The organism is Nocardioides sp. URHA0032 (genome assembly GCF_000620645.1).
GTDB lineage: Bacteria > Actinomycetota > Actinomycetes > Propionibacteriales > Nocardioidaceae > Nocardioides.
In genome coordinates this window covers 171,256-197,460 of the sequence record NZ_JIAV01000001.1, presented here as the reverse complement: position 1 = coordinate 197,460, position 26,205 = coordinate 171,256, and the positions used below count along the sequence as shown (strand labels likewise).

The window sequence follows — 26,205 nt, the reverse complement described above, 5'->3', positions numbered from 1 at the left end:
GCCTACGCGTCGAGCAGCGACGGGCCCCGCACCACCTTGATGTTGAAGTCGGAGCCGCCGAGCGCGAGGGCCGTCCGCACCCAGAGCGGGAGGAACATCTCCGCGCCGCGCGCCGTCTCGAGCCCGCCGAGGTCGATCACGTCGGTGTGCCCGAGCTCCCGCAGCAGCCCCACCACCGTGGCCTTGGCGTGCTGGTCGTCACCCGAGACGAAGACCGTGGTCTCCTCCCCCAGCCGGGCCGGGTCGACCATCACGGCGCTGTTCATGGTGTTGAGGGCCTTCACGACCCGGGCCTCCGCGTGGGCTCGCTGGATCCGCTCGGCCAGCGAGTCGTCGTCCTTCACGAAGAGCCGGGGCGGGAACCCCTGGCTGTGGTCGAGCGGGTTCGAGATGTCGAGCAGGACCCGACCCGCCAGCCCCTCCCCGACCTCGGCCAGGACCCCTTCGGCGACGTCGCCGCCGAGCGCGTTCACGACCAGGTCGGCGTCGGCCCCCGCATCGGCGAACGCGACGAGCCGGACGCCGGGGTGTGCCGCCGCCCACCCCGCGTGGTCCTCACGGCCGGAGGTCGCCTCCGGGTCCCGGGTCGCCATCGTGACGTGGTGGCCGAGGTCGTCGAGGCGGCCGGCGACAGCACGGCCGACCGCCCCGGTGCCGAGCACGGAGATGTCCATGGCGGCGAGCCTAGGAGCTCAACCGCGCTTGAGGTCAACGCTCACTCGACGGGCAGGCCGAGACCCCGGGCGATCAGCATCCGCTGCACCTCCGAGGTGCCCTCCCCGATCTCCAGGACCTTCGCGTCCCGGTAGAACCGCGCGACCGGGTACTCCTCCATGAAGCCGTAGCCGCCGAACACCTGGGTGGCGATCCGGGTCGCGGTCACGGCCGACTCCGTGGCGTAGAGCTTGGCGACGGCGGCCGCCTGCTTGAAGTCCTTCATCGGGGCGCCGCCGTCCTTCATGGCCGCGGCCCGGTAGGTGAGCATCCGGCTGGCGTGCAGCATCACCTCGAGGTCGGCGACCTGGAAGGCGACTCCCTGCTTGCGCCCGATGGGCCCGCCGAACGTCTGCCGGTCCCCGGCGTACGCCAGGCTCATCTCGAGGCAGGCCTGGATGCAGCCGACGGCGAGCGCCGCGATCGCGACCCTGCCGTCGTCGAGCGTGGCCAGGAACTGCGCGTAGCCGCGGCCACGCTCACCGAGCAGGTTGGCCTCGGGGACCCGCACGTCCTGGAAGGACAGCGGGTGGGTGTCGGAGGCGTGCCAGCCGAGCTTGTCGTAGGCCTTCTCGGCGATGAAGCCGGGCGTGCCGCTCGGCACGATGATCGTGCTGATCTCGGGCCGGCCGTCCTCCCGCTCGCCGGTGCGCGCGGTGACCGTGACCAGGCTGGTGATCTCGGAGCCCGAGTTGGTGATGAACTGCTTCGCGCCGTTCACGACCCACTCGCCGTTCTCGAGCACTGCCCGGGTCTTCGTGGCGCCGGCGTCGGAGCCCGCGCCGGGCTCCGTCAGCCCGAAGCCGGCCAGGGTGGTGCCGGCGACCAGGTCGGGCAGCCAGGCCTGCTGCTGCTCCGCGGTGCCGAAGGTGAGGATCGGGTTGATGCCGAGGCCGACCGCGGCCTCGAGCGTGATGCCCATCGACTGGTCGACGCGACCGATCTCCTCGATCGCGACGCAGAGGCTGGTGAAGTCGCCGTCCTCGCCCATGCCGCCGAACTCCTCGGGAGCCGTCAGGCCGAACAGGCCGAGGGCGCCCATCTTCCGCACCACGTCGACCGGGAAGTGGTGGTCGCGGTCCCACCGCGCGGCGTGCGGCGCGATCTCCGCCTCGGCGAAGTCGCGGACGGTACGGCGGAACTCCTCGTGCTCGCGGGACAGCTCGAAGCCTGACTGGGTGCTCATGTCGCGCATGCTAGCCCGACCGGTTAGCGATTGTTAACCTCGCGGTGCGACATGGCCCACACGCCGGGGCGGGCCCGCTGGCGATACCCTGCCCCGCGGAGATCCCTCCCTTTCCCCTCGCAGGAGCAGGAGTCGCAGGTGCCGGACACGAAGCCGCTGCAGAAGGTCCTGATCGCCAACCGCGGCGAGATCGCGGTCCGGGTGATCCGGGCATGCAAGGACGCCGGCATCGGGAGCGTGGCCGTGTACGCCGATCCCGACCGCGACGCGCTGTTCGTGCGGCTCGCCGACGAGGCGCACTCCCTGGGCGGGGCCACCCCGGCCGACTCCTACCTCGACATCGACAAGATCATCGCGGTCGCGGAGAAGACCGGGGCCGACTCGGTGCACCCGGGCTACGGCTTCCTGGCGGAGAACGCCGGATTCGCCCAGGCCGTCATCGACGCCGGGCTGACCTGGATCGGTCCGCCGCCCGCGGCCATCGAGGCGCTCGGCGACAAGGCCAAGGCCAAGCACATCGCGGTGAAGGCGAACGCGCCGCTCGCGCCCGGCACCAAGGACGCGCTCAAGGACGCCGACGAGGCGGTGGCCTTCGCCGAGGAGAACGGGCTGCCCATCGCGATCAAGGCTGTCTTCGGCGGCGGCGGGCGCGGCCTCAAGGTCGCGCGCACCCTCGAGGAGATCCCGGACGCCTTCGAGTCCGCGGTGCGCGAGGCGGTCGGCGCCTTCGGCCGCGGCGAGTGCCTGGTCGAGAAGTTCCTCGACAAGCCCCGGCACGTCGAGACCCAGTGCCTGGCCGACCAGCACGGCAACGTCGTGGTGGTCTCGACCCGCGACTGCTCCCTGCAGCGCCGCAACCAGAAGCTGGTCGAGGAGGCGCCCGCGCCGTTCCTGACCGACGAGCAGCTGACCGAGCTGTACGAGTCCTCCAAGCGGATCCTGAAGGAGGCCGGCTACTACGGCGCCGGCACCTGCGAGTTCCTGGTCGCCCAGGACGGCTCGATCTCGTTCCTCGAGGTCAACACCCGGCTCCAGGTCGAGCACTGCGTCTCCGAGGAGGTGACCGGGATCGACCTGGTGCGCGAGATGTTCCGCATCGCGGCCGGCGAGGAGCTCGGGTACGACGACCCGGAGATCCGCGGCCATTCGATCGAGTACCGCATCAACGCCGAGGACGGCGGGCGCAACTTCATGCCGGCGCCCGGCACCCTGTCGGCCTGGAGCCCGCCGAGCGGCCCGGGGATCCGGCTGGACGGTGGCTACGAGAACGGCGAGACGATCCCCGGCTCGTTCGACTCGCTCATCGCCAAGCTGATCGTCACCGGCCGCGACCGCACCCAGGCGCTGGAGCGCTCGCGGCGCGCGCTCGACGAGTTCGTGGTCGACGGCATGCCGACCGTGATCCCGTTCCACCGCGCGGTGGTCTCCGACCCGGCGTTCGTCGGCGACGGCGAGAGGTTCGACGTCTACACGCAGTGGATCGAGACGGACTTCGACAACCAGATCCAGCCCTACGCCGGCGACTCCGCCGAAGCCGAGGAGGCCGGCGAGCGCCAGAGCGTCGTGGTCGAGGTCGGTGGCAAGCGGCTCGAGGTCGTGCTGCCGGGCGGCCTCGGTGGCCTGGCGGCCGCTCCGGCCGGCGGGGCGAAGAAGCCGAAGCGCACGGCCGGCAAGAAGTCCGGCGCGGCCGCCAGCGGCGACGCCGTCACCAGCCCGATGCAGGGCACGGTCGTCAAGGTCGTCGTCGAGGAGGGCCAGGAGGTCGCCGAGGGCGACACCGTGGTCGTCATCGAGGCCATGAAGATGGAGCAGCCGATCAAGGCGCACAAGGCCGGCACCGTGACCGGCCTGCAGGCCGAGGTCGGCCAGACCGTCGCCAACGGCGCGGTCATCTGCGAGCTGAAGGACTGAGCTCCCCCGGCCCGAGCCGCCCGCGTGGGACGACGGCCCCCGGGATGATCCCGGGAGCCGTCGTACGCCGGTCGGTCGGTCAGTCGGTCACCACCGCCTTGAGCACGTCCACCTTGGCGGCCGAGCGAGCCGGGCCGACCGCGGCGACCACGCCCGCCACTGCGGCGAGGGCGAGGTAGACGAGGATCTGGACGACCGGGACCGAGACGGACTTGATGCCCTCGTCCTTCAGGACCTGCGAGAGCGCCAGCCCGATGCCGATGCCGAGCACCGCACCGCTCACGGCGCCGATCAGCGAGATCACCGCCGACTCCCAACGGACCATCGCCCGGACCTGGCCGCGAGTCATGCCGACCGCACGGAGCAGGCCCAGCTCCCGGGTGCGCTCGAAGACCGAGAGCGCCAGGGTGTTGACGATGCCCAGCAGCGCGATCAGGACGGCCAGGGCCAGCATCACGGTGACCAGGGTCAGCAGGTCGTCGATGAACCCGCTGGCGACCTTCTGGAAGCCGGCCTGGTCGAGCACCTGCGCGTCCGGGTGATCGGCCAGGGCCGCGTCGATCGCGTCCTGCACCTGACCCACGTCGGCACCCGTGGCCACCGTGACCAGGGCCGTCGACACCAGTTGCGGGCCGGCGAAGGCGCGCTGCTCCGCAAGGCTGATCACGTAGTCGTCGCCGATCCAGCCCTTGGCGTCGTAGATGCCCACGATCCTCAGGGTGTGGTCACCGCTCTGGGCGAACTGGGCCGTGACCGTGTCGCCGAGGCTCCAGCCGTGGGACGTCGCGGCCGACTTCGCGACGACGACGCCGTCACGACCGAGGTCGGTGAACGAGCCCTGCGAGAGCTCGAGGTTCATGACCTCGTTCGCGTTGCTCGGGTCGATCGAGGAGTAGCTCGACGACGCCCCTTCGAAGTGCGCCTCGCCCCAACCGCTGGCCGAGACCTCGGCCACCCCGTCCACGGCCGCCACCGCGTCCACGACCGACGGGCTGAAGCCCGGCGCCTGGGCGCTCGAGGTGGCGACGTACAGGTCGGCGTCGGTCCGGTCGTCCAGCACGTCGCCGAACGACGTCTTCAGCGAGGACGCGAACACACCCATGCTGACGACCAGGGTCAGGCCGATCATCAGCGCCGCGGCGGTGGCCGACGTACGGCGCGGGTTGCGCGTCGCGTTCTGCCGCGCAAGCTCGCCCGGCATGCCGCGGAGCGTGAGCGGTGCCGCGATCGCGGCCGCGAGCGGACGCACCGCGAGCGGCAGTGCGACCAGGACGCCGACCATGACCGCGAGCAGCCCCAGCCCGAAGACCCGGAAGCTCGCGTCGCCGTACAGCGAGGCCAGCATCCCGCCGACACCCGCGGCGAGGACGGTCACGCCGACGACGGCACGTCGCATCGACGGCTTCTCGGCGCCGGGCGTCGACTCCCGCAGCGCCTCGACCGGCAACACCTTCGTGGCCCGGCGGGCGGGCACGAGCGCGGCGACGACGGTGACGCCGGTGCCGACCAGGATCGATGCCCAGATGGCGTTGGTCGGGACCTGCAGGGTCGTGAACGGCAGGGCCAGCCCCACGGCGTCCATGAGCGACTTCAGCCCCTTGGCGACCAGCACGCCGAGCCCGATCCCGGCTGCCGACGCGGCCAGGCCGAGGACGAGTGCCTCGAGCAGCAGGCTGCCGAGTATCTGTCGCCGACGAGCACCGATCGCACGCAGCAGGGCGATCTCCCGCGAGCGCTGCGTGACGGTCATCGTGAAGGTGTTCCAGATGATGAACGAGCCGACGAAGAGGGCGATGGCGGCGAACATGCCGAACACCATCCCGACGATCGCGAAGCTCGACTTGGTCGCGGCGGCGTTCTCGGCCGCGACGGCCTCGCCGGTGACCGCCTCCGTGCCCTGCGGGATCACCGCGGACAACCGGTCGGCCAGCTCGTCCTGGGACACGCCGGGGTCGGCGCTGACGTCGATGCTGTCGAACTCACCCGGGCCGCCCAGCACCCGCTGAGCCGTCGCCGTGTCGAAGTACGCCGACGTCGTGCCGCCCAGGTCGGTGATGCCGTCGCCGTACCCGACCGTGCCGACGACGGTGAACTCCTGCGTCGGCCCCTGGAACAGCACCTTGATCGTCGAGCCGACGGCGATGTCGTTGTCGTCGGCGCTCGTGCCGTCGATGACGACCTGGTGGGGACCCTTCGGAGCGTGGCCCGACAGGAGCTCGACGTCGCCGAGCAGCTCGTCGTCGGCCGGCATCGAGTAGCCGTTGGTCGGTGCGCCACCGTTGGTGGTGATCGCCCTGCCGTCGTTGTCGGTCAGGAGCGCATAGCCGCTGACCGAGCCCTCGGCCGCGCGGACGCCGTCGACCTGACGGACCCGGTCGAGGACCGAGGCCTTGATCGGGCCGCGGTCGGTGCCGACGCCCTCCGTGGCGGTGAACGGCGCCTCGGCGCGGACGACCGCGTCGGTGCCGGCGGAGATCTTGCCGAAGAGCATGTCGAACGCGATCCCCATCGTGTTGGTGAGGATCATGGTGCCGGCGAGGAGCGCGACGCCCAGGGTGATCGACATGGTCGTGAGGAAGAGGCGCAGCTTGTGCGCCACCATGTTGCGGATGGTTGCGGTCAACATCGCTCAGCCCCCCAGGCGCTTCATGTGGTCGAGGACGCCCTCGGCCGACGGCTCGCTCATCTCGTCGACGACGTGGCCGTCCGCGAGGAAGATGACGCGGTCGGCGTAGCAGGCGGCGCCGGGGTCGTGGGTCACCATGACGACCGTCTGCCCGAGATCGTCCACCGCGCTGCGGAGGAACTTCAGCAGCTCGGTCCCGGAGCGGGAGTCGAGTGCGCCCGTCGGCTCGTCGGCGAAGACGATGTCGGGACGCGAGGCGAGTGCCCGCGCCGCGGCGACGCGTTGCTGCTGGCCGCCGGACAGCTCCGAGGGACGGTGCCCGAGGCGGTCGGTGAGGCCGATCGTCTCGACGATCGAGGCGACCCAGTGCGGGTCGGGGCGGCGCCCGGCGATCCGCATCGGCAGCACGATGTTCTCCGCTGCCGTCATCGTCGGCAGCAGGTTGAAGGACTGGAAGATGAAGCCGATCCGGTCGCGGCGCAGGATCGTGAGCGCCTTGTCGCGCAACGAGGTGATCTCGGTGTCGCCGAGGTGCACCGTGCCGGACGACGGCCGGTCGAGGCCCGCGAGCAGGTGCAGCAGCGTCGACTTGCCGGAGCCGGACGGGCCCATGATCGCGGTGAATCGACCGCGGTCCAGTCCGACGCTGACGTCGTCGAGCGCGGTGACGGTCGCCTCGCCGACGCCATACGCCTTGCTGAGGTGCTCGGCGCGGGCGGCGAGGTGGGCACCGTCGGCCGCGCCGGGGGAGCCGGCGGTGGTCGGGGCGGTGGCGGTGGGGGTCATGGCGATCTCTCCTTGTCGGTTGCACTCCGGTCGGAGGGCATGCATCGAGGACACCGCGTACCGAGTGCCGGGCGGGATCGGGCTGAGCGCCCCACCAGGGGCGCTGGCCGCGCGCTTCCCGGGGCTGCCCGTACGGCTGGCCCCACCCCCGGCGTTCGGGTTCCTCCCTCCCCTCGGAGCGGCCGAGCGCGCAGACTGCTGGCATGACCCCGCTGCTGCGTCGGCGCGGCCGGCGCGAGCTGCTCGCGACCGGCCTGGTCGGGACCGGGCTGACCGCCTTCGTCGTGCTCGTGTACGTCGTGGTCGTGCTCGGCGGCGGCGCCCTCCTCGGGCGCACCTCCTCCCCGAGCCTGGGGCTGTCCGTGCTCGCCACCGCCGTCGTCGCCGTGGCGTTCGACCCGGTGCAGTCCCGGCTGGACCGCTGGGTGTCCCGGGTCGTGCTGGGCGGCCGGACCTCGCCGTACGAGGTGGTGCGGCGGTTCACCACGACGCTCGCCGGCCAGCACCCCGACAAGGAGCTGCCCGAGCGGATGGCCCGCGTGCTCGCCGACGGGACCGGCGCGGAGTCCGCGCAGGTCTGGGTGGCGATCGGGGACCGGTCGGTCCTCGCGGCCACCTGGCCGCCGACGCACGTCGCCACCGCCGGATCGGTCGCGCGGCGGGTCCCGGTGCGGCACGGCGACGACGTGCTCGGCGCCCTGGTCGTCCGCGAGCACCCGGGCGTCGCCCTGACCCGGGTCGAGGAACGGCTGTTCGCCGGACTCGCCGACCAGGCCGGACTCGTGCTGCGCGGCGCCCGGCTGCGCACCGAGCTCGAGCTCCGGCTGGCGGCGCTGTCGACCCGCGCGGACGAGCTGCGGACCTCGCGTGAGCGGCTGGTCGACGCCCACGACGCCGAGCGGTGGCGCCTGGAGCGGGACATCCACGACGGCGCCCAGCAGCACCTGGTCGCGCTCGCGGTCAACCTGCGGCTCGCCGGCACCCTCGCCACCCGCGACCGCGACCGTGCCGACGCCCTTCTCGCCGAGCAGGAGGTGGCCGCCTCCGACGCGATCACCACGCTGGTCCGGCTCGCCCGCGGCATCTTCCCGCCGCGCCTCGAGGCCCTCGGTGTCGCCGAGGCGCTCCGGCCGGCCGTCGCCGCGCTGGGACCGACGGTCCGGTTGCGGGCCGACGGGGTCGGCCGCTACGCCCCGGCGATCGAGTCGACCGCGTACTTCTGCTCCCTCGAGGCGCTCCAGAACGCCGCCAAGCACGCGCACGCGACGTCCATCCAGGTCGTCCTGGTCGGCACCCCGATGAGGCTGGAGATCAGCATCGAGGACGACGGCTGCGGCTTCGACCCGGGCACCGGCAGCCGCGGCGCCGGTCTCACCAACATCCGCGAGCGGGTCGAGTCCGTCGGCGGCTCGCTCGTCGTCAGCTCGGTCCCGGGGCTCGGCACCCGGATCCACGCCGTCCTGCCGGGCGGGGGCACGACGTGAGTGCCTCCCGCGCGGCCCGTGCACTGGCCTGGCTCACTGTCGTCCTGGTCACGCTCGACGTGGTCATCTCGGCGCAAGCGGTCCAGCTCTGGTCCGAGACGGCGGTGGCCGTGCACGGGTTTCCGTTCATCCACGGCGCGGTCGTCGGCTCGGCCGTCATGGGTGCGCTGATCGTCGCGCGCTACCCGGGGCATCCGATCGGCTGGCTGCTGAGCATCGTCGGCACCGCCGGCGCCGTCTCCCTCGTCACCGAGGCGTACGCCTACTGGGTCCAGGAGGGCGATGGGCCGGGCTCGGCTTCGCTCGGCGGCGTGGCCGCCTGGGTGTCGACGCTGACCGGCGGTCAGATCGAGATCGCGGGGCTGGCGCTGATGTTCCTGGTCGCCCCGGACGGGCGGCTGCTCTCTCGGCGCTGGCGGTACGCCGTGTGGGTGACCGGGTTCGGCGCTCTGCTGTGCATGCTGGCCGTGCTGTCGGTGCCGCCGACCGAGTTCCGGCTGTACACCGACGGCCACCAGCTGGGACCGGCCCGACTGGTGGCGCTGAACGTCGGGTTCCTGTCGATCCTCGGCTGTCTCGTCGCCTCGGTCGTGTCGATGCTGATCCGCCTGCGCCGCAGCACGGGCGAGCAGCGCCAGCAGCTCCGGCTGATCGCCGTGGCGGCCGCGCTGCCCACGTTCGGGGTGATCTGGCTGCTCGTGGTGCAGGGAGGCAACGGTGACGAGCAGACCTGGGCCGCGTCGCTCCCCCTGTTCGTGTCGTACTTCCTGCTCCCGATCCTCTTCGCGATCGCCGTGCTGCGACACCAGCTCTACGAGCTCGACGTGATCATCAACCGCACGGTCGTGGTCGTGGCCGGGATCGCCTTCGCTGCCGTCGGCTACACCGTGCTCGTCGTCGTGCTGGGCCGGGTGATGGAGGACAACGGGAGCGGCTTCTGGCTCTCGCTCCTGGGGACGGCGGTGGTCGCGCTGGCGTTCCAACCGCTGCGTCGCAGCCTGGTCCGGCTCGCGAACCGCCTCGCCTACGGTCGCCGCGCCCAGCCCTACGAGGCGCTCGCCGCGTTCAGCAGCCGCCTCGCGGCCGCCCCACCGCCGGGCGCGCTCCTGCCGGCCGTGGCGGAGACCGCGGCCCGGGCGGTGTCCGGGACCGGAGCCGTCGCCACGCTCGTCGTACCCGGGGCCGACCCACTGACCGGCGCCTGGGGCGACCCGACCGGGCGGTGGGACCACACCCTCCTGGTGCGCCTCGAGGGACGCGTGCTCGGCTCCATCGACGTGGCGCTCCCCCGCGGGCGCGCCCTCGACAGCGGCGACCTCCGGCTTCTCGAGGCGGTGGCCCAGCAGGCCGCGATGGCCTTCCGGAACACGGTCCTCGCCAGCCAGCTCGCGGCCCACGTCGAGGAGCTGGAGCGCAGGACCAGGCAGCTCACGGCGTCCCGGCTTCGCCTGGTCCAGGCCGACGACGAGGCCCGGCGCGGCCTCGAGGCGACGATCGCGCGGGACGTGCTGCCCCTGATCGCCGACCTGCCGGCCCGGGTCGGCGTGGTCCGTTCGGCGATCGCGGCGGGTGGCCTCGACCCCGGGATCGACCCGCTCGTGGCCGACACGAACGCCGCCCTCGAGTCGCTGCGTGAGCTGAGCAGAGGCGTCTTCCCCGCGCAGCTGTCCCGTGCCGGCCTGGTCCCGGCGCTTGGCTCGATGCTCGCCCGGGTCGACGGCGCGCCGACCCTGACCGTCGAGGGCCTTGCCGGCCTGCGGTTCTCGCCGCGGGTGGAGGCCGCGCTCTACTTCTGCTGCGTGGAGGCCATCCGCCCCGAACACGCGGTGTCCTCCCTGCGGCTCGAGCTCGACGGGCCCGACCTCCGCCTGCGCATCGCCGAGGTCGACCCGCCCGGGCTCGACCTCGTGACGATCACCGACCGGTTGGGCGCCGCCGGCGGGTCGGTCGAGATCGACGGTCGGGTCCTGCTCGTGTCGGTTCCCGCGTCAGCCGTGGTCGCGAAGGCCGTCGCAGGCGTCGAGCCACGCGGCTGAGAGCCGGTCCGGCCCGAGGTCGGCCTTCGCGAGGTACGCCGCGGCGCCGCTGCCCGCGAGATCGACCTGGTCGACGTCGTACGTCGACAGCAGCACGACGACGGGCCCACCGGGGCCCGCGGTCAGGCGCCGGGTGGCCTCGATGCCGTCGATGCCGGGCAGGTTGACGTCCATCAGCACCAGGTCGGGACTCAGCTCGGCCACGGCCGCCAGGGAGTCCTCCCCCGTGGTGGCGGAGCCGACCACGCTGAACCCGTCGGTCGCCGTGACGACAGCGGTCATCGCGCGGCGGAACGGCTCCTGGTCGTCGACGATCAACACCCGTACGTCGCCCACGCGACCACCTCCTCGCCGACATCGTGCCCGTCGGAGAGTGCCCTCGTCAGGGGGGCTGGCCGCAGGCCCGCCGGGGGTTGGCCGCTCACGGAGCCGCCGTACCTCCGGTGGCCTCGAGGTAGGCCAGCACCGCCATCACCCGGCGGTTGACGTCCGCCTCGGTGGACAGGCCGAGCTTCTGGAAGACCGAGCCCACGTGCTTCTCGACGGCGCGCTCACTCATGAACAGGGCCTTCGCCGTGGCCGCGTTGCTGCGCCCGGCGGCGAGCTCGCGGAGCACCTCGCTCTCCCGCTCGGTGAGACCGCGCAGCGCCGAGCCGGACTCCTGGTTCTTCCGCGCGAGCAGGCCCTCCACCACCCTCGGGTCGAGCGCAGAGCCGCCGCGGGCGACGTCGTGCAGCGCCCGGACCAGCTCGTCGACCTCGCTGACCCGCTCCTTCAGGAGGTACCCGAGACCCTCCACGCCCTCGGACAGGAGCGCGAGCGCGTAGTCCCCCTCGACGTACTGCGAGAGGACGACGACCCCGGTGCCCGGGTAGCTCGCCCGGATCCGCTTCGCCGCGTCGATGCCCTCGGTGGTGAACGTCGGGGGCATCTGGATGTCGGTCAGCACCGCGTCCGGCCGGTGCACGGCCACGGCGCGCAGGAGCGCCTCGGTGTCGGCCGCGGTCTCGACCAGGTCGACCTCGGCCGACTCGGCCAGCAGCCCCGCGACACCCTCCCGCACCAGGTAGTTGTCGTCCGCGAAGACGACGCGCACCGTCATGGGGCCACTGTAGGGCCGCCCGACCCTCAGTCGATCCGCTCGCAGCCGCGGACATTCTCGCCGGACCGGCAGGTGTCCCGACCACGGCCGGCGCGGATCTTGTCGGTGCCGTCCCCGGCATCGATCCGGTCCGGGCCGTCGCTGCCCCAGATCTCGTCGTCACCGCCGTACGTCGTCGCGTGCAGCCACGTGCCGTTGGTGTGCACGACCTCGGGATCGTCGGTCCCCAGGTACTCCCACTCCATCGCGGTGTAGAGGCCCACGTCCTCGCCGGCGAACGTGCCCCACGTGACCCCGGCGGCGACGATCAGCCCGTCGGCCATGGTCAGCGTCGCGGATGCCGGCCGTCCGCCGGCGCCCGGCCGCGACGGACCCGCGACGGCCACGCTGTCGGTGCCCTCCCCGCCGTCGAGCACGAGGCCCGGCTCGGTCGCGAACCAGCCCGACAGCCGGTCGTCACCGGATCCGCCGTACAGCTGGCTCGGCCCGCCGCCGGTCTGCCACACGATGTCGCGGCCGGCGCCGCCCTCGAGCACGTCGCTGCCCGCGTACGCGTAGAGGGCGTCGGTGCCCGGACCGCCGTCGAGGCTGTCGTCGCCAGGGGTGCCGCCGCCGTCCTGCGCCTCCGCGTGCATCTCGTCCGCCCCACCGAGGCCGAGGAGGTGGTCGTCGCCCGCGTTGCCGACCAGCAGGTCGCTCGAGTCGGTGCCGGACAGGACGTCGTCGTGGGCCGAGCCGAGCACCCCGACGCCGTAGCAGCTGAAGTCGCATCCCGTGCCGCCGTAGGCGACGACCGTGTCGGCGCCCTGCCCGGTGGCGGTGCCGGCAGCGAGGTCGACGGTCACACCGGAGGCCGCGTTGCCGAAGTCGAGGTCGCCGTGCGAGCCCCAGTTGACCCACCGACGGTCGCCGCCGACGTCCAGCAGGTCGCCGCCGGGGCCGCCGTCGAGGCGGTCGGCGATGAAGTAGGTGCCGCCCCGGTCGGAGATCCGCGCCTCGCGCTGGCCGTACAGCCGGTCCGCGCCGGCACCGCCGAGCAGCACGTCGGCGCCGTCGCCGCCGCAGACGAGGTCGTCACCTCCACGCCCGCGCACGACGTCGTCGCCGTTCAGGCCGACGATGACGTCGGCCTCGGGAGTGCCGACCAGCCGGTCCGCGTGCGGCGTGCCGACGACGGTCGCCGGCTCGCCCTGGCAGGTGGGGACGGGTGCCGCCCCAGCGGGCGACATCGGGACGAGGAGGGCGGCCACCAGGGCGGCGGCCGAGACGGGGCCGAGAGCGCTCACACCGGGGATACGCGCAGACCGTAGGGTCGGTTGCATGCGACTTCGCGAGCCGCGCGAGCGGGTGAGCCCGCGCGCCCGGACGATGTGGGCGCTGACCGCCGCCGCGGAGGGGCTGGTGCTCGTCGTCGCACTCGCCGTCGCCGGTCCGCTGACCGACTGGCTGCCGCTGCCGTGGTGGTCGGTCCTCATCGTCGCCCTCGTGGTCGTCGCGTACGTCCTCATCGTGCCCTCGTGGCGGTACGCCGTGCACCGCTGGGAGGTCACGGACACGGCCGTCTACACGCAGACGGGCTGGTGGGCGCGCGAGCGCCGGATCGCCCCGATGTCGCGGATCCAGACCGTCGACCACGTCGAGGGCGCGGTGGCCCGGCTGTTCGGGCTGTCGACGGTCACGGTCACCACCGCGTCGGCGGCGGGCGCACTGGAGATCGCCGGCCTGGAACGGGCCCGCGCCCTCGCCCTCGTCGACGAGCTGACGGTGATGGCCGACAGCGTCCCCGGCGACGCCACGTGAGCTCGACGGCCGACTGGCGGCGGCTCGACCCGCGGATGCTGCTGGTCTACCCGGTCAAGGAGCTGGTCCGGTTCCTGCCGGTGCTGATCGGCCTGTTCATCGCCGGCACGGCGTCGGGCGGGGCCGGCGAGTGGTGGAACGCCGTCGGCGTGCTGATCCCGGTCGGGCTCGGCGTGCTGCGCTACTGGACGACGTTCTTCCGGATCGCCGGCGGACGCATCGAGCTGCGCCGCGGGCTCGTCAACCGGCACGTGCTCTCCACGCCGCTCGACCGGGTGCGCAGCGTCGACATCACCGCACCGCCCGTGCACCGGCTGCTCGGCCTGACCAGCGTGCGGGTCGGCACCGGGACCGCGTCGACCGACGACGACGAGCAGCTCGTCCTCGACGGGCTCCCGGTCGAGCAGGCCCGCGAGCTCCGGGCGGACCTGCTGGGCGCCGGGCCCGCCCCCGAGGTCGACGTGCCGGAGGCGGCTCCGGTGCTGGTGCTCGACCCGTCCTGGGTGCGGTTCGCACCGTTCACGAGTGCCGGCCTGGCCCTCGCCGGCGGCGTCCTGGCCGTCGCCAGCCAGGCGCTCAACACCGTCGGCGGCTTCCAGCGCCTGGACCCCGACCGGATCGCCCACGACGCGGAGGCCTGGTCGCCCTGGGTCGCGGTCCCCGCCGCCCTCGCCGGTCTCGTGGTCGTCGTGTCCGTGCTGTCGATCGGCGGGTACGTCGTCACCAACTGGGGCTTCGCGCTCACCCACGCCGGCGGCGCCTGGCACCTGCGCCGCGGTCTGCTCACCACGCGCGAGACCACGATCGACGACGCGCGGCTGCGTGGCGTCGCCGTCGGCGAGCCGCTCGGGCTGCGCCTGGCCGGCGGCGGCCGCGCCTCCGCCATCGCGACGGGTCTCGGCCGGGGCCAGTCGGCGCTGCTGGTCCCGCCCGCCCCGCGCGACGTCGTGCACCGGGCCGCCGGCGCCGTGCTGCGCACGCCCGGTCCCCTCGACGTGGCGCTCGTCGCCCACGGCCCGCGCGCCCGCACCCGGCGCTACACCCGGGCGGTCGGCCCCGCCGTCCTCGTCCTGCTCGCCGCCGTCGCCGTCGTCCCGCTCCTGGACGCGCCGCTCTGGCTGCCGGTCCTCGCCGCGCTCGGCGTACCGGCCGCGGCGGCCCTGGCCGCGGACCGGGTGCGCGCGCTCGGGCACGCGCTGGTCGGCGGGTACGTCGTGGTCCGCTCCGGCAGCCTCGACCGACGCCGCGAGGCCCTGGAGACCGACGGCGTCATCGGGTGGAACCTGCGCGCGACCTGGTTCCAGCGACGCGCCGGGCTCACCACCCTGGTCGCGACGACCGCGGGCGGGCGGCAGGCCGTCACCGCGCTCGACGTCCCCGAGCCGGCGGCCGTGGCGCTGGCCCGGGAAGCACACCCCGACATGGTCGGCCAGTTCCTGGAGGAGGAACCGGTCCGGACCAGTCGCTGACGTGGCCCTGCCCGGAGCCGCGGTGGCCTAGCGTGGGAGCTCCTCGGGTGCTCGGGCACCTCAGCGCCCCCTGGAGCATCGATGCCGAGCCGAGCCGTACGTCGTCGAGGGCTGGACTGCGCCCTGGCCACGGCCGTCGCGCTGGCCGCGTGCCTCGCCTGGGTCCAGCCCGCCGGGGCGACGTCTGTCGACCTCGCCGACCCGCCCACCGCGGCGGCCACCCGCTCCGGCACCGGGTGCCTGGTCCCCGAGCTCCGCGGGCTCCGCGCCCGCGTCGCCCGGACCGAGCTGGAGTGGGCGAACTGCAGCCTCGGCGCGGTCCGGACCCGGCACGCCGCCGCGTGGAAGCGGGGCTACGTGCTCAGCCAGTCCATCCCCGCCGACACCGTTCTCCGCGCGGGGCACCGGGTGGGCATCACCATCGGCCGCTGACCCGTCTCGCGACGACCACGGGACCGGCCGGGTCGCGGCACGCCCTTATAGCGTGTGCGCATGTTCTCCAAGGTGCTGGTCGCGAACCGCGGCGAGATCGCGATCCGGGCGTTCCGTGCCGCGTACGAGCTCGGAGCGCGCACGGTCGCGATCTTCCCCTACGAGGACCGCTGGTCGGAGCACCGGCTGAAGGCCGACGAGGCCTACGAGATCGGCGAGCGCGGCCACCCGGTGCGCGCCTACCTCGACCCGGAGGGCATCGTCGCGGTCGCGGTCCGGGCGGGCGCCGACGCGGTCTACCCGGGCTACGGGTTCCTGTCGGAGAATCCCGGCCTCGCCGAGGCCTGTGCGAACGCCGGCATCACCTTCATCGGCCCCAGCGCCGAGGTGCTGACGCTCACCGGCAACAAGGCCCGCGCGATCGGGGCGGCCAAGGCCGCCGGCGTACCGACGCTGGCCAGCGTCGACCCGTCGACCGATGTCGAGGCGCTGGTCGAGGCCTCGGCCGAGCTGCCGTACCCGCTGTTCGTGAAGGCCGTCGCGGGTGGCGGTGGGCGCGGCATGCGACGCGTGGACGAGCCGAGGGACCTGCGGGAGGCGGTGGAGACCTGCATGCGCGAGGCGGACGGCGCCTTCGGCGACCCGACGGTGTTCATCGAGCAGGCCGTCGTGGACCCCCGCCACATCGAGGTGCAGGTCCTGGCCGACGGCACGGGTGAGGTCATCCACCTGTTCGAGCGGGACTGCTCCGTGCAGCGCCGGCACCAGAAGGTCATCGAGATCGCGCCGGCGCCGAACCTCGACCCGGACCTGCGGGACCGGATCTGCGCGGACGCCGTGCGCTTCGCCCGGGAGATCGGCTACCGCAACGCCGGCACCGTCGAGTTCCTGGTGGACCCACAGGGCAACTACGTCTTCATCGAGATGAACCCGCGCATCCAGGTCGAGCACACCGTGACCGAGGAGGTCACCGACGTCGACCTCGTGCAGTCCCAGCTGCGGATCGCGTCCGGCGAGACGCTGGCGGACCTCGGGCTGTCGCAGGACACCGTCCAGCTGCGCGGCTCCGCGCTCCAGTGCCGGATCACCACGGAGGACCCGGCCAACAACTTCCGTCCGGACACCGGCGTGATCACGACCTACCGCTCCCCCGGCGGGCCCGGCGTCCGCGTCGACGGCGGCACGACGTACACCGGCGCGGAGGTGTCCGCCCACTTCGACTCGATGCTCGCGAAGCTCACCTGTCGCGGCCGGACCTTCGAGAAGGCGGTGGAGAAGGCGCAGCGTGCGGTGGCGGAGTTCCGCATCCGCGGCGTGTCGACGAACATCCCGTTCCTCCAGGCGGTGCTGGCCGACCCGGACTTCGCGGGCGGCCGGGTCACCACGGCGTTCATCGAGACGCACCCGCAGCTGCTGCAGGCGCGCGGCTCGGGCGACCGCGGGAGCAAGGTGCTCAACTACCTCGCCGACGTCACGGTGAACCAGCCGTACGGCCCGGCGCCGGTGAAGGTCGACCCGGTCTCGAAGCTGCCGGAGGTCAACCTCGAGGTCCCCGCGCCCGACGGCTCGCGGCAGCTGCTGCTCGAGCTCGGGCCGGAGGAGTTCGCACGGCGGCTGCGGCAGCAGAAGGACGTCGCGGTCACCGACACGACGTTCCGCGACGCCCACCAGTCGCTGCTCGCCACCCGGGTCCGGACCCGGGACCTGCTGGCGGTGGCCGGGCACGTCGCCCGCACCACACCGCAGCTGTGGTCGCTGGAGGCCTGGGGCGGCGCGACGTACGACGTGGCGCTGCGCTTCCTCGCCGAGGACCCGTGGGAGCGGCTGGCCGCGCTGCGCCAGGCGGTCCCGAACATCTGCCTCCAGATGCTGCTCCGCGGCCGCAACACCGTCGGCTACACGCCGTACCCGACAGATGTGACGAACGCGTTCATCGAGGAGGCGGCGAGCACCGGCATCGACGTGTTCCGGATCTTCGACGCCCTCAACGACGTCGAGCAGATGCGGCCCGCGATCGAGGCGGTGCGCGCCACCGGCACGGCGGTCGCGGAGGTCGCGCTCTGCTACACCGGCGACCTGTCCGACCCGGACGAGTCGCTCTACACGCTCGACTACTACCTGAAGCTGGCCGAGCGGATCGTGGACGCCGGCGCGCACGTGCTGGCGATCAAGGACATGGCCGGCCTGCTGCGGGTGCCGGCCGCGCGCACGCTGGTCACCGCGCTGCGCGAGAACTTCGACCTGCCCGTCCACCTGCACACCCACGACACCCCCGGCGGCCAGCTCGCGACCCTGCTCGCCGCGATCGACGCGGGTGTCGACGCGGTCGACGCCGCGACCGCCTCGATGGCCGGCACCACGTCGCAGCCGCCGCTGTCGGCGCTCGTCTCCGCCACCGACCACGGCCCGCGCGAGACCGGGCTGTCGCTGACGGCGGTGAACGCGCTCGAGCCGTACTGGGAGGCGACCCGCCGGGTGTACGCGCCGTTCGAGTCCGGGCTGCCGTCGCCCACCGGCCGCGTCTACCGGCACGAGATCCCCGGCGGGCAGCTCTCCAACCTGCGCCAGCAGGCGATCGCGCTCGGCCTCGGCGAGAAGTTCGAGCAGATCGAGGACATGTACGCCGCCGCGAACGACATCCTCGGCAACATCGTGAAGGTGACGCCGTCGTCGAAGGTCGTGGGCGATCTCGCGCTGCACCTGGTCGCGGTCGGCGCCGACCCGCGCGACTTCGCCGAGGATCCCGGGTCGTTCGACATCCCCGACTCCGTCATCGGCTTCCTGAGCGGCGACCTGGGCGACCCGCCGGGCGGCTGGCCCGAGCCGTTCCGCACCAAGGCGCTCGAGGGCCGCACCCACAAGCCGCCGGCCGAGGAGCTCACCGCCGACCAGCGCGACGCGCTGGCGGGTGGCAGCCCCACGCGCCGCCGTACGCTCAACGAGCTGCTGTTCCCCGGCCCGACCCGCGAGTTCACCGAGTCCCGTGCGCGGTACGGCGACCTGTCGGTGGTGCCCACGCTGGAGTACCTCTACGGGCTGCGCCAGGGCGTCGAGCACGAGGTCGAGATCGAGGAGGGCAAGCGGCTGATCCTCGGCCTGCAGGCCATCAGCGACCCCGACGAGCGCGGCATCAGGACGGTGCTCGCCACGATCAACGGCCAGCTCCGGCCCGTCAACGTGCGCGACACGAGCGTCGCGTCGGAGGTCGCCGCCGCCGAGAAGGCCGACGCCTCGAAGCCGGGCCAGGTCGCTGCGCCGTTCCAGGGCGTCGTGACGGTCGTGGTCGAGGCCGGCCAGCAGGTCGCCGCCGGCGACACGGTCGCCACCATCGAGGCGATGAAGATGGAGGCCGCGATCACCGCGCCGGTCGCGGGCACGGTCGAGCGCGTGGCCCTGCCGGGGACCCAGGCCGTCGACGGCGGCGACCTGGTGCTGGTGCTCTCCTGAGCACCACGGTGCCGACCGCGCACGGCACGCCGGTCGTGGCCGGCATCGTCACCGCGGTCGTGGGCTTCAGCAGCGCGTTCGTGGTCGTGCTCGCCGGGCTGGTCGCGGTCGGCGCCAGCTCGGCCGAGGCGGCCTCCGGCCTGCTCGCGCTGTGCGTGACGCAGGCGCTCGGCATGGTCTGGCTGAGCGTCCGCACGCGGGAGCCCATCGCGCTGGCATGGTCCACGCCGGGCGCGGCGCTGCTCATCTCCACCGGCGCCGTCGAGGGCGGCTGGCCGGCGGCGGTCGGCGCGTTCATGGTCACGGCGGTGCTGATCGTGCTGACCGGGCTGGTGCCCTGGCTCGGCGACCTGATCGCGCGGATCCCGGTCTCGCTGGCCCGGGCGATGCTCGCCGGAGTGCTGCTGCCGATCTGCCTCGAGCCGGTCACCGGGCTCGCGGACTCGCCGTACGTCGTCGGGCCGGTCGTGCTGGCCTGGCTGGTCATGCACCGCGTCTCGCGGCGCTGGGCGGTGCCGGTGGCCCTGGTCGTCGCACTCGTGGTCGTCCTGGTCGAGGCGGGCTCCGACGTGCACGGCGGCGACCTGCTGCCGGCCCTCGCCTGGACCACCCCGCACTGGACGGTCGCGGCGGTGGTCAGCATCGCGGTGCCGCTCTACGTCGTGACGATGGCGTCACAGAACGTGCCGGGGGTCGCGGTGATGTCGAGCTTCGGCTGGACCGTGCCGTGGCGCGAGTCGATGGCCGTGACCGGTGTCGGGACGCTCGTCGGCGCGCCGTTCGGCGGGCACGCGGTCAACCTGGCGGCGATCACGGCCGCGATGACGGCAGGCCCGATGGCCGGGCCGGACCGATCCCGGCGCTGGATCGCGTCCACCAGCGCGGCGGCGACGTACGTCGTGCTGGCGTTGGCCGCCGCTGCTCTGGCCGCGCTGGTCGCCGCGGCACCGGGGGACGTGATCCCGGCGGCCGCCGGCCTCGCGCTGATCGGCACGTTCGGCACGGCCCTGGCCGGCGCCCTCGCGGACGAGGACGGTCGCGAGGCCGCGGCGGTCTGCTTCCTGGTGGCGGCGTCCGGGATCAGCGTGCTCGGCATCGGTGCGGCGTTCTGGGCGCTGCTCGCCGGACTGGTGCTGCGGCCCCTGCTGCGCGCCCGCGTTTGAGTCCTGGGAGGTGCGGGCAAGGGTCTGGGCGTCACGACCACTCGGGGGAAGACAGACGATGACCGACCTGATCGAGGACCTGGCCGTCCTCAGGGAGAGCAGCGACGTGCTGCTCCAGCAGCTGGCCGGCGCCCAGGAGCGGATCGGGCCCCTCGAGACCGCCGACGACGCGGACAGGTCACGGTCCGGGTGGACGCCGAGGGCCGGCTCGAGTGGGTCCGGATCGGGTTCACCTGGGATCAGCAGCTGGCCGCGGCCGAGCTGCCAGCGGCCGTCCTGGCAGCCGTGGCCGAGGCGAAGGTGCGCCAGGTCGAGCAGTACGGCGATGCCCTGCGCGACCTGGAGGACGAGCCCGCACCCCCGGCGCGCCCGGCCCGTCCGAGCGTCGCGGTGCTGGAGGCCTTCGACGAGCGGGTCGCGGCCGGCGCCGACGGCACGGCCGTCGCCCGGGAGCTCGCGGAGGATGTGCTGATGGACGTCCGCGCGGGCCTCGACGAGGCCAACCGGCTGCTCGACGAGCACGCCGGCCGCACCTTCACCGCCCGCAGCACGTCGGGCCACGTGGCTGCCACCGCGCTCGGCAACGGCGACGTCGACAGCCTCGACCTCGACCTGGGCTGGGTGTCGCGTGCGCACCCGGCGAACCTGGGCCGCGAGATCACCGAGGCCATGCTCGCCGCGACCCGGCGCGCCCGGCGGGAGGGCCTCGCTGCCGCCATCCAGGCGTCCCGGCTCGCCGACATCGCGCGGCGTGCCATCGGCGCCACGACCACGCCAGAGGGGAACGACCGATGACGATGCAAGCGGGCTTCGAGGCCCTGACCAGCGAGGCGGGCGAGTGGGACGACACGTCCCGCGCGCTCGATGACGCCGAGGGCACCGTGGCCGGCCTGACCCTGTCCGCCGCGCAGTTCTCCTTCGTGTGCGGGATGGTCGGGCTCGACGCCAGCTACGCCAGGGCCCGGCAGCACGTCCAGGACGTCCTCACTGCCGGCACCCGCGAGACCAAGCAGCTCGCCGACGCGCTGCGCGAGGTGCGTCGCGACTTCCAGAGCACCGACGAGAACGTCGTGCACCAGGTCCAGTCCGTCTGGATCCCGGAGTGAGGAGAGGCTGATGGGACCGGAGACCGTCGACCGCATCATGGACCTTCTCGACGAGATCGACGAGAAGATCCAATGGGTCACCGACAAGGTCAACGACATCCTGTCCTGGGTCCCGTGGGGCCTGGGCTGGGTCGTCGACAAGTTCAAGGACCTCTGGAACAAGGCCATGGAGAAGCTGGGCGAGTTCTGGGACAAGGTCGGCGAGATCGCCTCGAACATCGGGGCGCCGTGGGACCTCGACTCGGCGAAGGACGCGTGGATCGAGGTCGGCGGGCCGGTCGCCGCGCGGGCGAGCGAGTCCGACCGCTCGCAGAGCGCGGTGGACACGGAGTGGAAGGGCCGGGCGGCCGACCGCTACGCGCTCTCCCTCGGCCCCCAGGGCAAGGCGCTCTCGGCCGTGCAGAGCAAGCTGACCGCCCAGATCGGTCCGGCCCTCGGCGCCGTCGCGTCGGCACTGTACGTCTTCTACGTCCTCACCGCCGCCGCCCTGGCCGCCCTCGTCGTGGCGATCATCGCCGCCGGGGGCGAGACCGTCAGCATCATCGGGCTGCCGGCGGTGCCCGCCACCATCCTCGGCGCCGTGGTGGTCGCCATCGCGGCCCTGGCCAGCGCGGTCATCAACCTCCGTGCGGCGGCCTCGGGCGCGAACTCGACGTTCCTCCAGGTCGCGAACGAGACCGGCGACTTCGGCGCCGAGAACTGGCCGTCCGCGGTCATCGGCTGATGAGCACGCCGGCACTGGCCGCGTACGACCGGGCCGTCAACCGCGGTACGGCGGTGTCCGCGGTCGGCCACGCGCTGATCATCGCCCTCGGCGTCTTCGCCGCCAACGACATCGGCCGCGACGACCCCGGGTCGACGATGTTCTGGCTGCTCGCGCTGTTCGCCGCGCTCAGCCTCGTCGCGACGATGCTCGCGTGGGCGTCGGTGCGGGCCGGCAAGATCGTGTGGGACCTCGGCGTCCTGAGCCTCGTCGTCGGGGTGGGGGTGCTGGTCTGGGCGACCACGGTCCGAGGTGGCCTGATGGTCGTGGTGCTCGGCGGCGTGCTGCTGTTCATGGACTGGCTGGTGTTCAGGAACGCCCTCAAGCTGCTGACGACACCCTGAACGTCATCCACGTCGAGCGCAGCCCCAGCAGGGACCGGAACGTGTCGCCGGAGACCGCGACCTTGCCGTCGGTGCCGCTCAGCGTCAGCGAGACGACCCGTCCGCCCCAGTCCCCGTTGCCGTCGCGCTTCGTCACGGCGATCCTCCGCAGGTCGCCGACCGCGGGCCAGGTCCGCTCGAGCACCTCGTCGCCGAGCCGCGTCGACCAGGTGTGCACCGGGTTGCCGGCCCACCCGTCGTACGGATCCTTCTGCGCCGGCAGGTAGGACACCGACCCGGCCGAGGTCCAGCCGCCGCTGCTCGACCCGAACTGCGTGAACGCCGGGTCGCCGCCGCTGAGCAGCACCTGCTTCGCCGTGTCCTGGACCGCCGTGTCGGAGGCGGGGTACTCAGCGTCGTACCCGCCGTACACCTGGCAGGACCAGGTGTCGCAGAGCTGGTACGCCGCGGACTGCGGGTGGGCGCGCTCGTACGCCGCGTAGCTGCGCGCGGCGACCGCCTGCGCGCGGACGGCGTCGGGGCTCCAGGACGCCGGGATCTCCAGCGGCACGACGCCCCGGAGGTAGTTGTCCAGGGCCAGGTCGTTGACGGTGACCCGGTCACCGGAGGACGTGACGCCGACCCGTAACCGGCCCCGGTATGCCCGCTCGCCGGTCGGGGTGACGAGCGTGACCGGCTCGCCGGCGGCGTAGAACTCGCCCTGGCCGTCGAGCGCGTGCCACCGGTGCCAGCGGTGGGTGCGGAACAACACCCGGTTGACGCCGTCGCTGCCGACCGCGACCTTCCAGCGGCTCGCGCCGTTGTCCGGCAGCGGTAGCGGCTTGCCCCCGGCGGTGTCGCGGACCGTGAGCCCCTTCCGGGCGACGACGACCAGATCGTCGGTGGTGTCCGCGGTGATCAGCACGGTCACCCGGCCCCGGGCCTGCCCCCACTCCGTGCCCGGGTAGTAGAACCGCACGATCTGCCGGTAGGTCAAGCCCTTCCGGGCCGCCCCCTCGGCGCCGTACTGCGACATCCCGTGGCCGTGCCCGTAGCCGTGCCCGCGGACGGTGATCGTCGCGTCCGCGGGGACCTTCCAGACGTCCGCGCTCGCCGCGCTCGCGGGTGCGCCGAGGCCGAGCGACGCGGCGAGCGCGGTCGCCAGCAGTCCGGGGATCGCACGCATGGTCACAATCGCACCATGCGTCACATCAGCCCCGCAACGGAGTCGCGGTAACTACAGACCTGTAGTTCAGCTCACCCGGATCGTGAGCCACGGCGAGGCCAGTCCGAGCCGCAGTGCGAAGGCCGCGCCGCTGACCGTGACGGTCCCGCCCGTGCCCGTCAGGGTCACCGTCCCGGCTCGCCCTCCCCACTCGCCGTGGCCGTCGCGCCCGGCGATCTCCACGTGGGTGAGGTCGCCGACCGACGGCCACGCCGACTCGACGTCGGTGTCGGAGAGCGTCTCCTCCCAGGCCTGGGTCCGGTCCCACGGGTCCTCCCGGGCCTGGAGGTACGGCGCGTCGCCGGCCACCGTCCAGCCGCCGTTGCTCGCCGTGAACTCGGTGAACGCGGGCTCGCCGCCGTACGTGAGGATCTTTCCGGCGGTGGCGGCGACCGCGGTGTCCGAGGCCGGCCACTCGCGGTCGACGCCGAGGTACCGCTGATAACTCGTGGTGTCGTCGAGGTCGTAGGGCTTGTCCTGACGGGTCGACCGCTTGAGGGCTGCGTAGCTGCGCGCGGCGACGGCCTGGGCGCGCTGCGCCTGCTGCGGCCACGTCGAGGCGACCACCTCGGCGGGCACCACGCCGCGGAGGTAGGCCTCCATGGGCAGCACGTTGATCGCCATCCGGTGGCCGGGGCTGGACGGGACCGAGCGGACGGAGCCGCGGTAGGACATCGGACCGTCCTGCGTGTCGAGCGTGATCGGCTTGCCCTTCGCGGCGAACTCGAGCGTCCCGGCGACCGAGCGGTACTGGTGCCAGCCGGACCGGCGGTACTGCAGGCTGCTCCGGGCGGCGCCCTTCGGCACGATCCGCCAGCGCTGCGCGCGCGGCTTCGCCCGGGTGAGGTCCCAGCTGCGGCCGCCGGCGCGCGCGACCAGGCCGCGCTTTGGCTCCACCTGGACGGTGTTGCCGAGGTCGCCCCGGCTCAGGAAGATGCGGACCTGCCCGGTCGCGGTCCCCCACGAGGTCCCGCGGTAGTAGAAGTCGAGGATCTCCCGGTAGCCGACGCCGTCCTCGGCGGCGTGCTTCGCGCCGTACTGGGACAGGCCCCGGCCGTGACCGTGCCCGTGGCCGTCGATGGTGATCGTCGCCGAGTGCGGGACGTCCCACGCATCGGCCGCGGCCGCGGGTGCGGCGGACGCGAGGAGCAGGGTCGCGGTGGCGACGACGAGCCGTCCGAGCATGTGGTGACCCCCGAGATCAGATGCGGTGCAGGCGCCGAGCGGCCTCGGCGATCGAGCCGCTCATCGACGGGTACACAGTAAACGCCTGGGCGAGCTGGTCGGCCGTGAGCGACTCCGCCACCGCGATCGAGACCGGGTGGATCAGCTCGCTGGCGCGCGGGCCCACGACCACGCCGCCGACGACGATGCCGGTGCCGGGGCGGCACAGCAGCTTCACGAAGCCGTCGCGGACGCCCTGCATCTTGGCGCGCGGGTTGCCCGACAGCGGCAGCGTCACGACCTCCGCCTGCATCTCCCCGGCGTCGACGGCCTGCTGCGACCAGCCGACGGTGGCGATCTCGGGGGCCGTGAAGACGTTGGACGAGACCGTCTTCAGGTCGAGCGGATGCACCGTGTCCCCGAGGAAGTGCCACATCGCGATCCGGCCCTGCATCGCCGCGACGCTGGCGAGCATCAGGACGCCGGTGCAGTCGCCGGCGGCGTACACCCCGCGGGCCGACGTGCGCGAGACCCGGTCGACGTTGACGAAGCCGCCGTCCTTGAGGATGACGCCGGCCTCCTCGAGGCCCATGTCGTCGGTCTTCGGGACCGAGCCGAGCGCGAGGATGCAGTGCGAGCCCTGGACGGTCCGCCCGTCGGTCAGGGTGACCGTGACGACGTCGCCGTCACGCGCGACCGACTCCATGCGGGACCTGGACAGGACCGTCATGCCCCGGCGCGTGAGCACGTCCTCGAGGACCTTGGCGGCGTCGGCGTCCTCGCCGGGCAGCACCCGGTCCCGGGAGGAGACCAGCGTCACCGGGATGCCGAGGTTGAGGTAGGCGCTGGCGAACTCGGCACCCGTCACGCCGGAGCCGACGACGATCAGCTCGGTCGGCACCTCGGTCAGGTCGTAGACCTGCTCCCAGGTGAGGATCCGCTCGCCGTCGGGCTGCGCGGACGGCAGCGTGCGCGGCGCCGCGCCGGTCGCGATCAGGACGGCGTCCGCGCGGAGCATCTGCTCGGAGCCGTCGGCGAGCTGCGCGACCACCCGGTCGGCGCCGGCCAGGCTGCCGCGGCCCCTGAGCACCGTGACCCCGTCGCGGGCGAGGCGCCGCCCGATGTCCTCGGACTGGCTCGTGGCGAGCGCCTTGACCCGGGCGTTGACGCGCTCGAGGTCGACCCGGATCGTCGTGGCGGCGTCGCCCTCGGCGTCGTGGAACTCGACGCCGAGCTCGGCCGCGCCGGACAGCTCGCTCATCACCTCGGCGGTGGCGATCAGCGTCTTGCTCGGCACGCAGTCGGTGAGGACCGCGGAGCCGCCCACCCCGTCGCTGTCGACGATCGTGACCTCGGCGCCGAGCTGGGCGGCGACGTGCGCGGCCTCGTAGCCACCGGGGCCACCGCCGATGATGACGACTCTCTCGTTGTTGCCGGTCATTCCCACGTCCCGTCAGGTCTCGATACG

General features: G+C 73.3%; 22 protein-coding genes. 12 read left to right on the top strand and 10 right to left on the bottom strand.

The genetic code is table 11. The features are described 5' to 3' along the window. Positions 1 to 2: 2 nt before the first annotated feature. Together N538_RS0100940 and N538_RS0100935 are read right to left on the bottom strand one after the other, a co-directional pair. Positions 3 to 674 (bottom strand): NADPH-dependent F420 reductase, encoded by a 672-nt coding sequence (locus N538_RS0100940; RefSeq protein ID WP_028635731.1) that lies wholly within the window; start codon positions 672 to 674, stop codon positions 3 to 5. Positions 675 to 715: 41 nt separating this feature from the next. After that, positions 716 to 1,900 carry an acyl-CoA dehydrogenase family protein gene (locus N538_RS0100935; protein WP_028635730.1) on the bottom strand — a complete coding sequence of 395 codons (1,185 nt, stop codon included), beginning with the start codon at positions 1,898 to 1,900 and terminating at the stop codon, positions 716 to 718. A 138-nt stretch (positions 1,901 to 2,038) separates the two neighbouring features. Here N538_RS0100935 and N538_RS0100930 point away from each other — a divergent pair, with 138 nt between their 5' ends. Then, positions 2,039 to 3,811, top strand: coding sequence for an acetyl/propionyl/methylcrotonyl-CoA carboxylase subunit alpha (locus tag N538_RS0100930; RefSeq protein ID WP_028635729.1), 1,773 nt, complete (start codon positions 2,039 to 2,041; stop codon positions 3,809 to 3,811). A gap of 79 nt (positions 3,812 to 3,890) precedes the next feature. On the opposite strand, the gene N538_RS0100925 is transcribed toward N538_RS0100930, so the two are convergent. Next, on the bottom strand, positions 3,891 to 6,437 hold the full coding sequence (locus N538_RS0100925) for an ABC transporter permease (RefSeq protein WP_028635728.1): 2,547 nt from the start codon (positions 6,435 to 6,437) through the stop codon (positions 3,891 to 3,893). A 3-nt stretch (positions 6,438 to 6,440) separates the two neighbouring features. Continuing rightward, positions 6,441 to 7,223, bottom strand: coding sequence for an ABC transporter ATP-binding protein (locus tag N538_RS0100920; protein ID WP_028635727.1), 783 nt, complete (start codon positions 7,221 to 7,223; stop codon positions 6,441 to 6,443). Between the two features lie 203 nt (positions 7,224 to 7,426). Here N538_RS0100920 and N538_RS27045 point away from each other — a divergent pair, with 203 nt between their 5' ends. Both N538_RS27045 and N538_RS0100910 read left to right on the top strand, forming a co-directional pair. Beyond that, complete coding sequence (locus tag N538_RS27045; protein ID WP_051548551.1) at positions 7,427 to 8,707, top strand: GAF domain-containing sensor histidine kinase; 1,281 nt, start codon at positions 7,427 to 7,429, stop codon at positions 8,705 to 8,707. Next, positions 8,704 to 10,743: a hypothetical protein gene (locus tag N538_RS0100910; protein WP_028635726.1), complete on the top strand. Its 2,040-nt coding sequence runs from the start codon at positions 8,704 to 8,706 to the stop codon at positions 10,741 to 10,743. Before N538_RS27045 ends, N538_RS0100910 begins: the two co-directional genes overlap by 4 nt. Here N538_RS0100910 and N538_RS23215 read toward each other — a convergent pair. From N538_RS23215 to N538_RS0100895, 3 genes are all read right to left on the bottom strand, one after another. Continuing rightward, positions 10,696 to 11,079, bottom strand: a complete 384-nt coding sequence (locus N538_RS23215) for a response regulator (RefSeq protein ID WP_051548549.1) — start codon at positions 11,077 to 11,079, stop codon at positions 10,696 to 10,698. The two genes, N538_RS0100910 and N538_RS23215, sit on opposite strands and share 48 nt — an antisense overlap. An 85-nt stretch (positions 11,080 to 11,164) precedes the next feature. Continuing rightward, positions 11,165 to 11,845 carry a response regulator transcription factor gene (locus N538_RS0100900; RefSeq protein WP_028635725.1) on the bottom strand — a complete coding sequence of 227 codons (681 nt, stop codon included), beginning with the start codon at positions 11,843 to 11,845 and terminating at the stop codon, positions 11,165 to 11,167. A 26-nt stretch (positions 11,846 to 11,871) separates the two neighbouring features. Next, positions 11,872 to 13,131, bottom strand: a complete 1,260-nt coding sequence (locus tag N538_RS0100895) for a calcium-binding protein (protein WP_036568998.1) — start codon at positions 13,129 to 13,131, stop codon at positions 11,872 to 11,874. A gap of 34 nt (positions 13,132 to 13,165) precedes the next feature. On the opposite strand from N538_RS0100895, the gene N538_RS0100890 reads away from it, so the two are divergent. The 9 genes from N538_RS0100890 to N538_RS0100850 all read left to right on the top strand — a co-directional run bounded on the left by N538_RS0100890 (position 13,166) and on the right by N538_RS0100850 (position 22,369). Beyond that, entirely contained in the window at positions 13,166 to 13,645 is a 480-nt protein-coding gene (locus tag N538_RS0100890) for a PH domain-containing protein (RefSeq protein WP_036568996.1), read from the top strand. Beyond that, positions 13,642 to 15,114 carry a PH domain-containing protein gene (locus N538_RS23210; protein ID WP_036568993.1) on the top strand — a complete coding sequence of 491 codons (1,473 nt, stop codon included), beginning with the start codon at positions 13,642 to 13,644 and terminating at the stop codon, positions 15,112 to 15,114. Before N538_RS0100890 ends, N538_RS23210 begins: the two co-directional genes overlap by 4 nt. Before the next feature lie 81 nt (positions 15,115 to 15,195). Continuing rightward, positions 15,196 to 15,546: a PASTA domain-containing protein gene (locus N538_RS0100880; protein WP_028635722.1), complete on the top strand. Its 351-nt coding sequence runs from the start codon at positions 15,196 to 15,198 to the stop codon at positions 15,544 to 15,546. Between the two features lie 60 nt (positions 15,547 to 15,606). After that, positions 15,607 to 18,993 (top strand): pyruvate carboxylase, encoded by a 3,387-nt coding sequence (locus N538_RS0100875; RefSeq protein ID WP_028635721.1) that lies wholly within the window; start codon positions 15,607 to 15,609, stop codon positions 18,991 to 18,993. 8 nt (positions 18,994 to 19,001) lie between these two features. After that, positions 19,002 to 20,156 carry a benzoate/H(+) symporter BenE family transporter gene (locus tag N538_RS0100870; RefSeq protein WP_197025194.1) on the top strand — a complete coding sequence of 385 codons (1,155 nt, stop codon included), beginning with the start codon at positions 19,002 to 19,004 and terminating at the stop codon, positions 20,154 to 20,156. Positions 20,157 to 20,345: 189 nt separating this feature from the next. After that, positions 20,346 to 20,951: a hypothetical protein gene (locus N538_RS23205; protein ID WP_036568992.1), complete on the top strand. Its 606-nt coding sequence runs from the start codon at positions 20,346 to 20,348 to the stop codon at positions 20,949 to 20,951. Further along, positions 20,948 to 21,262 carry a hypothetical protein gene (locus N538_RS0100860; RefSeq protein ID WP_028635720.1) on the top strand — a complete coding sequence of 105 codons (315 nt, stop codon included), beginning with the start codon at positions 20,948 to 20,950 and terminating at the stop codon, positions 21,260 to 21,262. The genes N538_RS23205 and N538_RS0100860 overlap by 4 nt, the downstream gene beginning before the upstream one ends. 10 nt (positions 21,263 to 21,272) lie before the next feature. Then, positions 21,273 to 21,986, top strand: coding sequence for a hypothetical protein (locus tag N538_RS0100855; protein ID WP_028635719.1), 714 nt, complete (start codon positions 21,273 to 21,275; stop codon positions 21,984 to 21,986). Continuing rightward, a complete protein-coding gene (locus tag N538_RS0100850; RefSeq protein ID WP_028635718.1) occupies positions 21,986 to 22,369 on the top strand; it encodes a hypothetical protein in 384 nt (127 codons plus the stop codon). The genes N538_RS0100855 and N538_RS0100850 overlap by 1 nt, the downstream gene beginning before the upstream one ends. Here the strand turns inward: N538_RS0100850 and N538_RS23200 are convergent. From N538_RS23200 to N538_RS0100835, 3 genes are all read right to left on the bottom strand, one after another. Continuing rightward, positions 22,347 to 23,534 (bottom strand): SpoIID/LytB domain-containing protein, encoded by a 1,188-nt coding sequence (locus tag N538_RS23200; RefSeq protein WP_051548547.1) that lies wholly within the window; start codon positions 23,532 to 23,534, stop codon positions 22,347 to 22,349. The genes N538_RS0100850 and N538_RS23200 overlap by 23 nt on opposite strands. 66 nt (positions 23,535 to 23,600) lie before the next feature. Then, positions 23,601 to 24,758 (bottom strand): SpoIID/LytB domain-containing protein, encoded by a 1,158-nt coding sequence (locus N538_RS23195; RefSeq protein ID WP_051548544.1) that lies wholly within the window; start codon positions 24,756 to 24,758, stop codon positions 23,601 to 23,603. 16 nt (positions 24,759 to 24,774) lie between these two features. Continuing rightward, entirely contained in the window at positions 24,775 to 26,178 is a 1,404-nt protein-coding gene (locus N538_RS0100835; protein ID WP_028635717.1) for an NAD(P)H-quinone dehydrogenase, read from the bottom strand. Between the last annotated feature and the right edge of the window lie 27 nt (positions 26,179 to 26,205).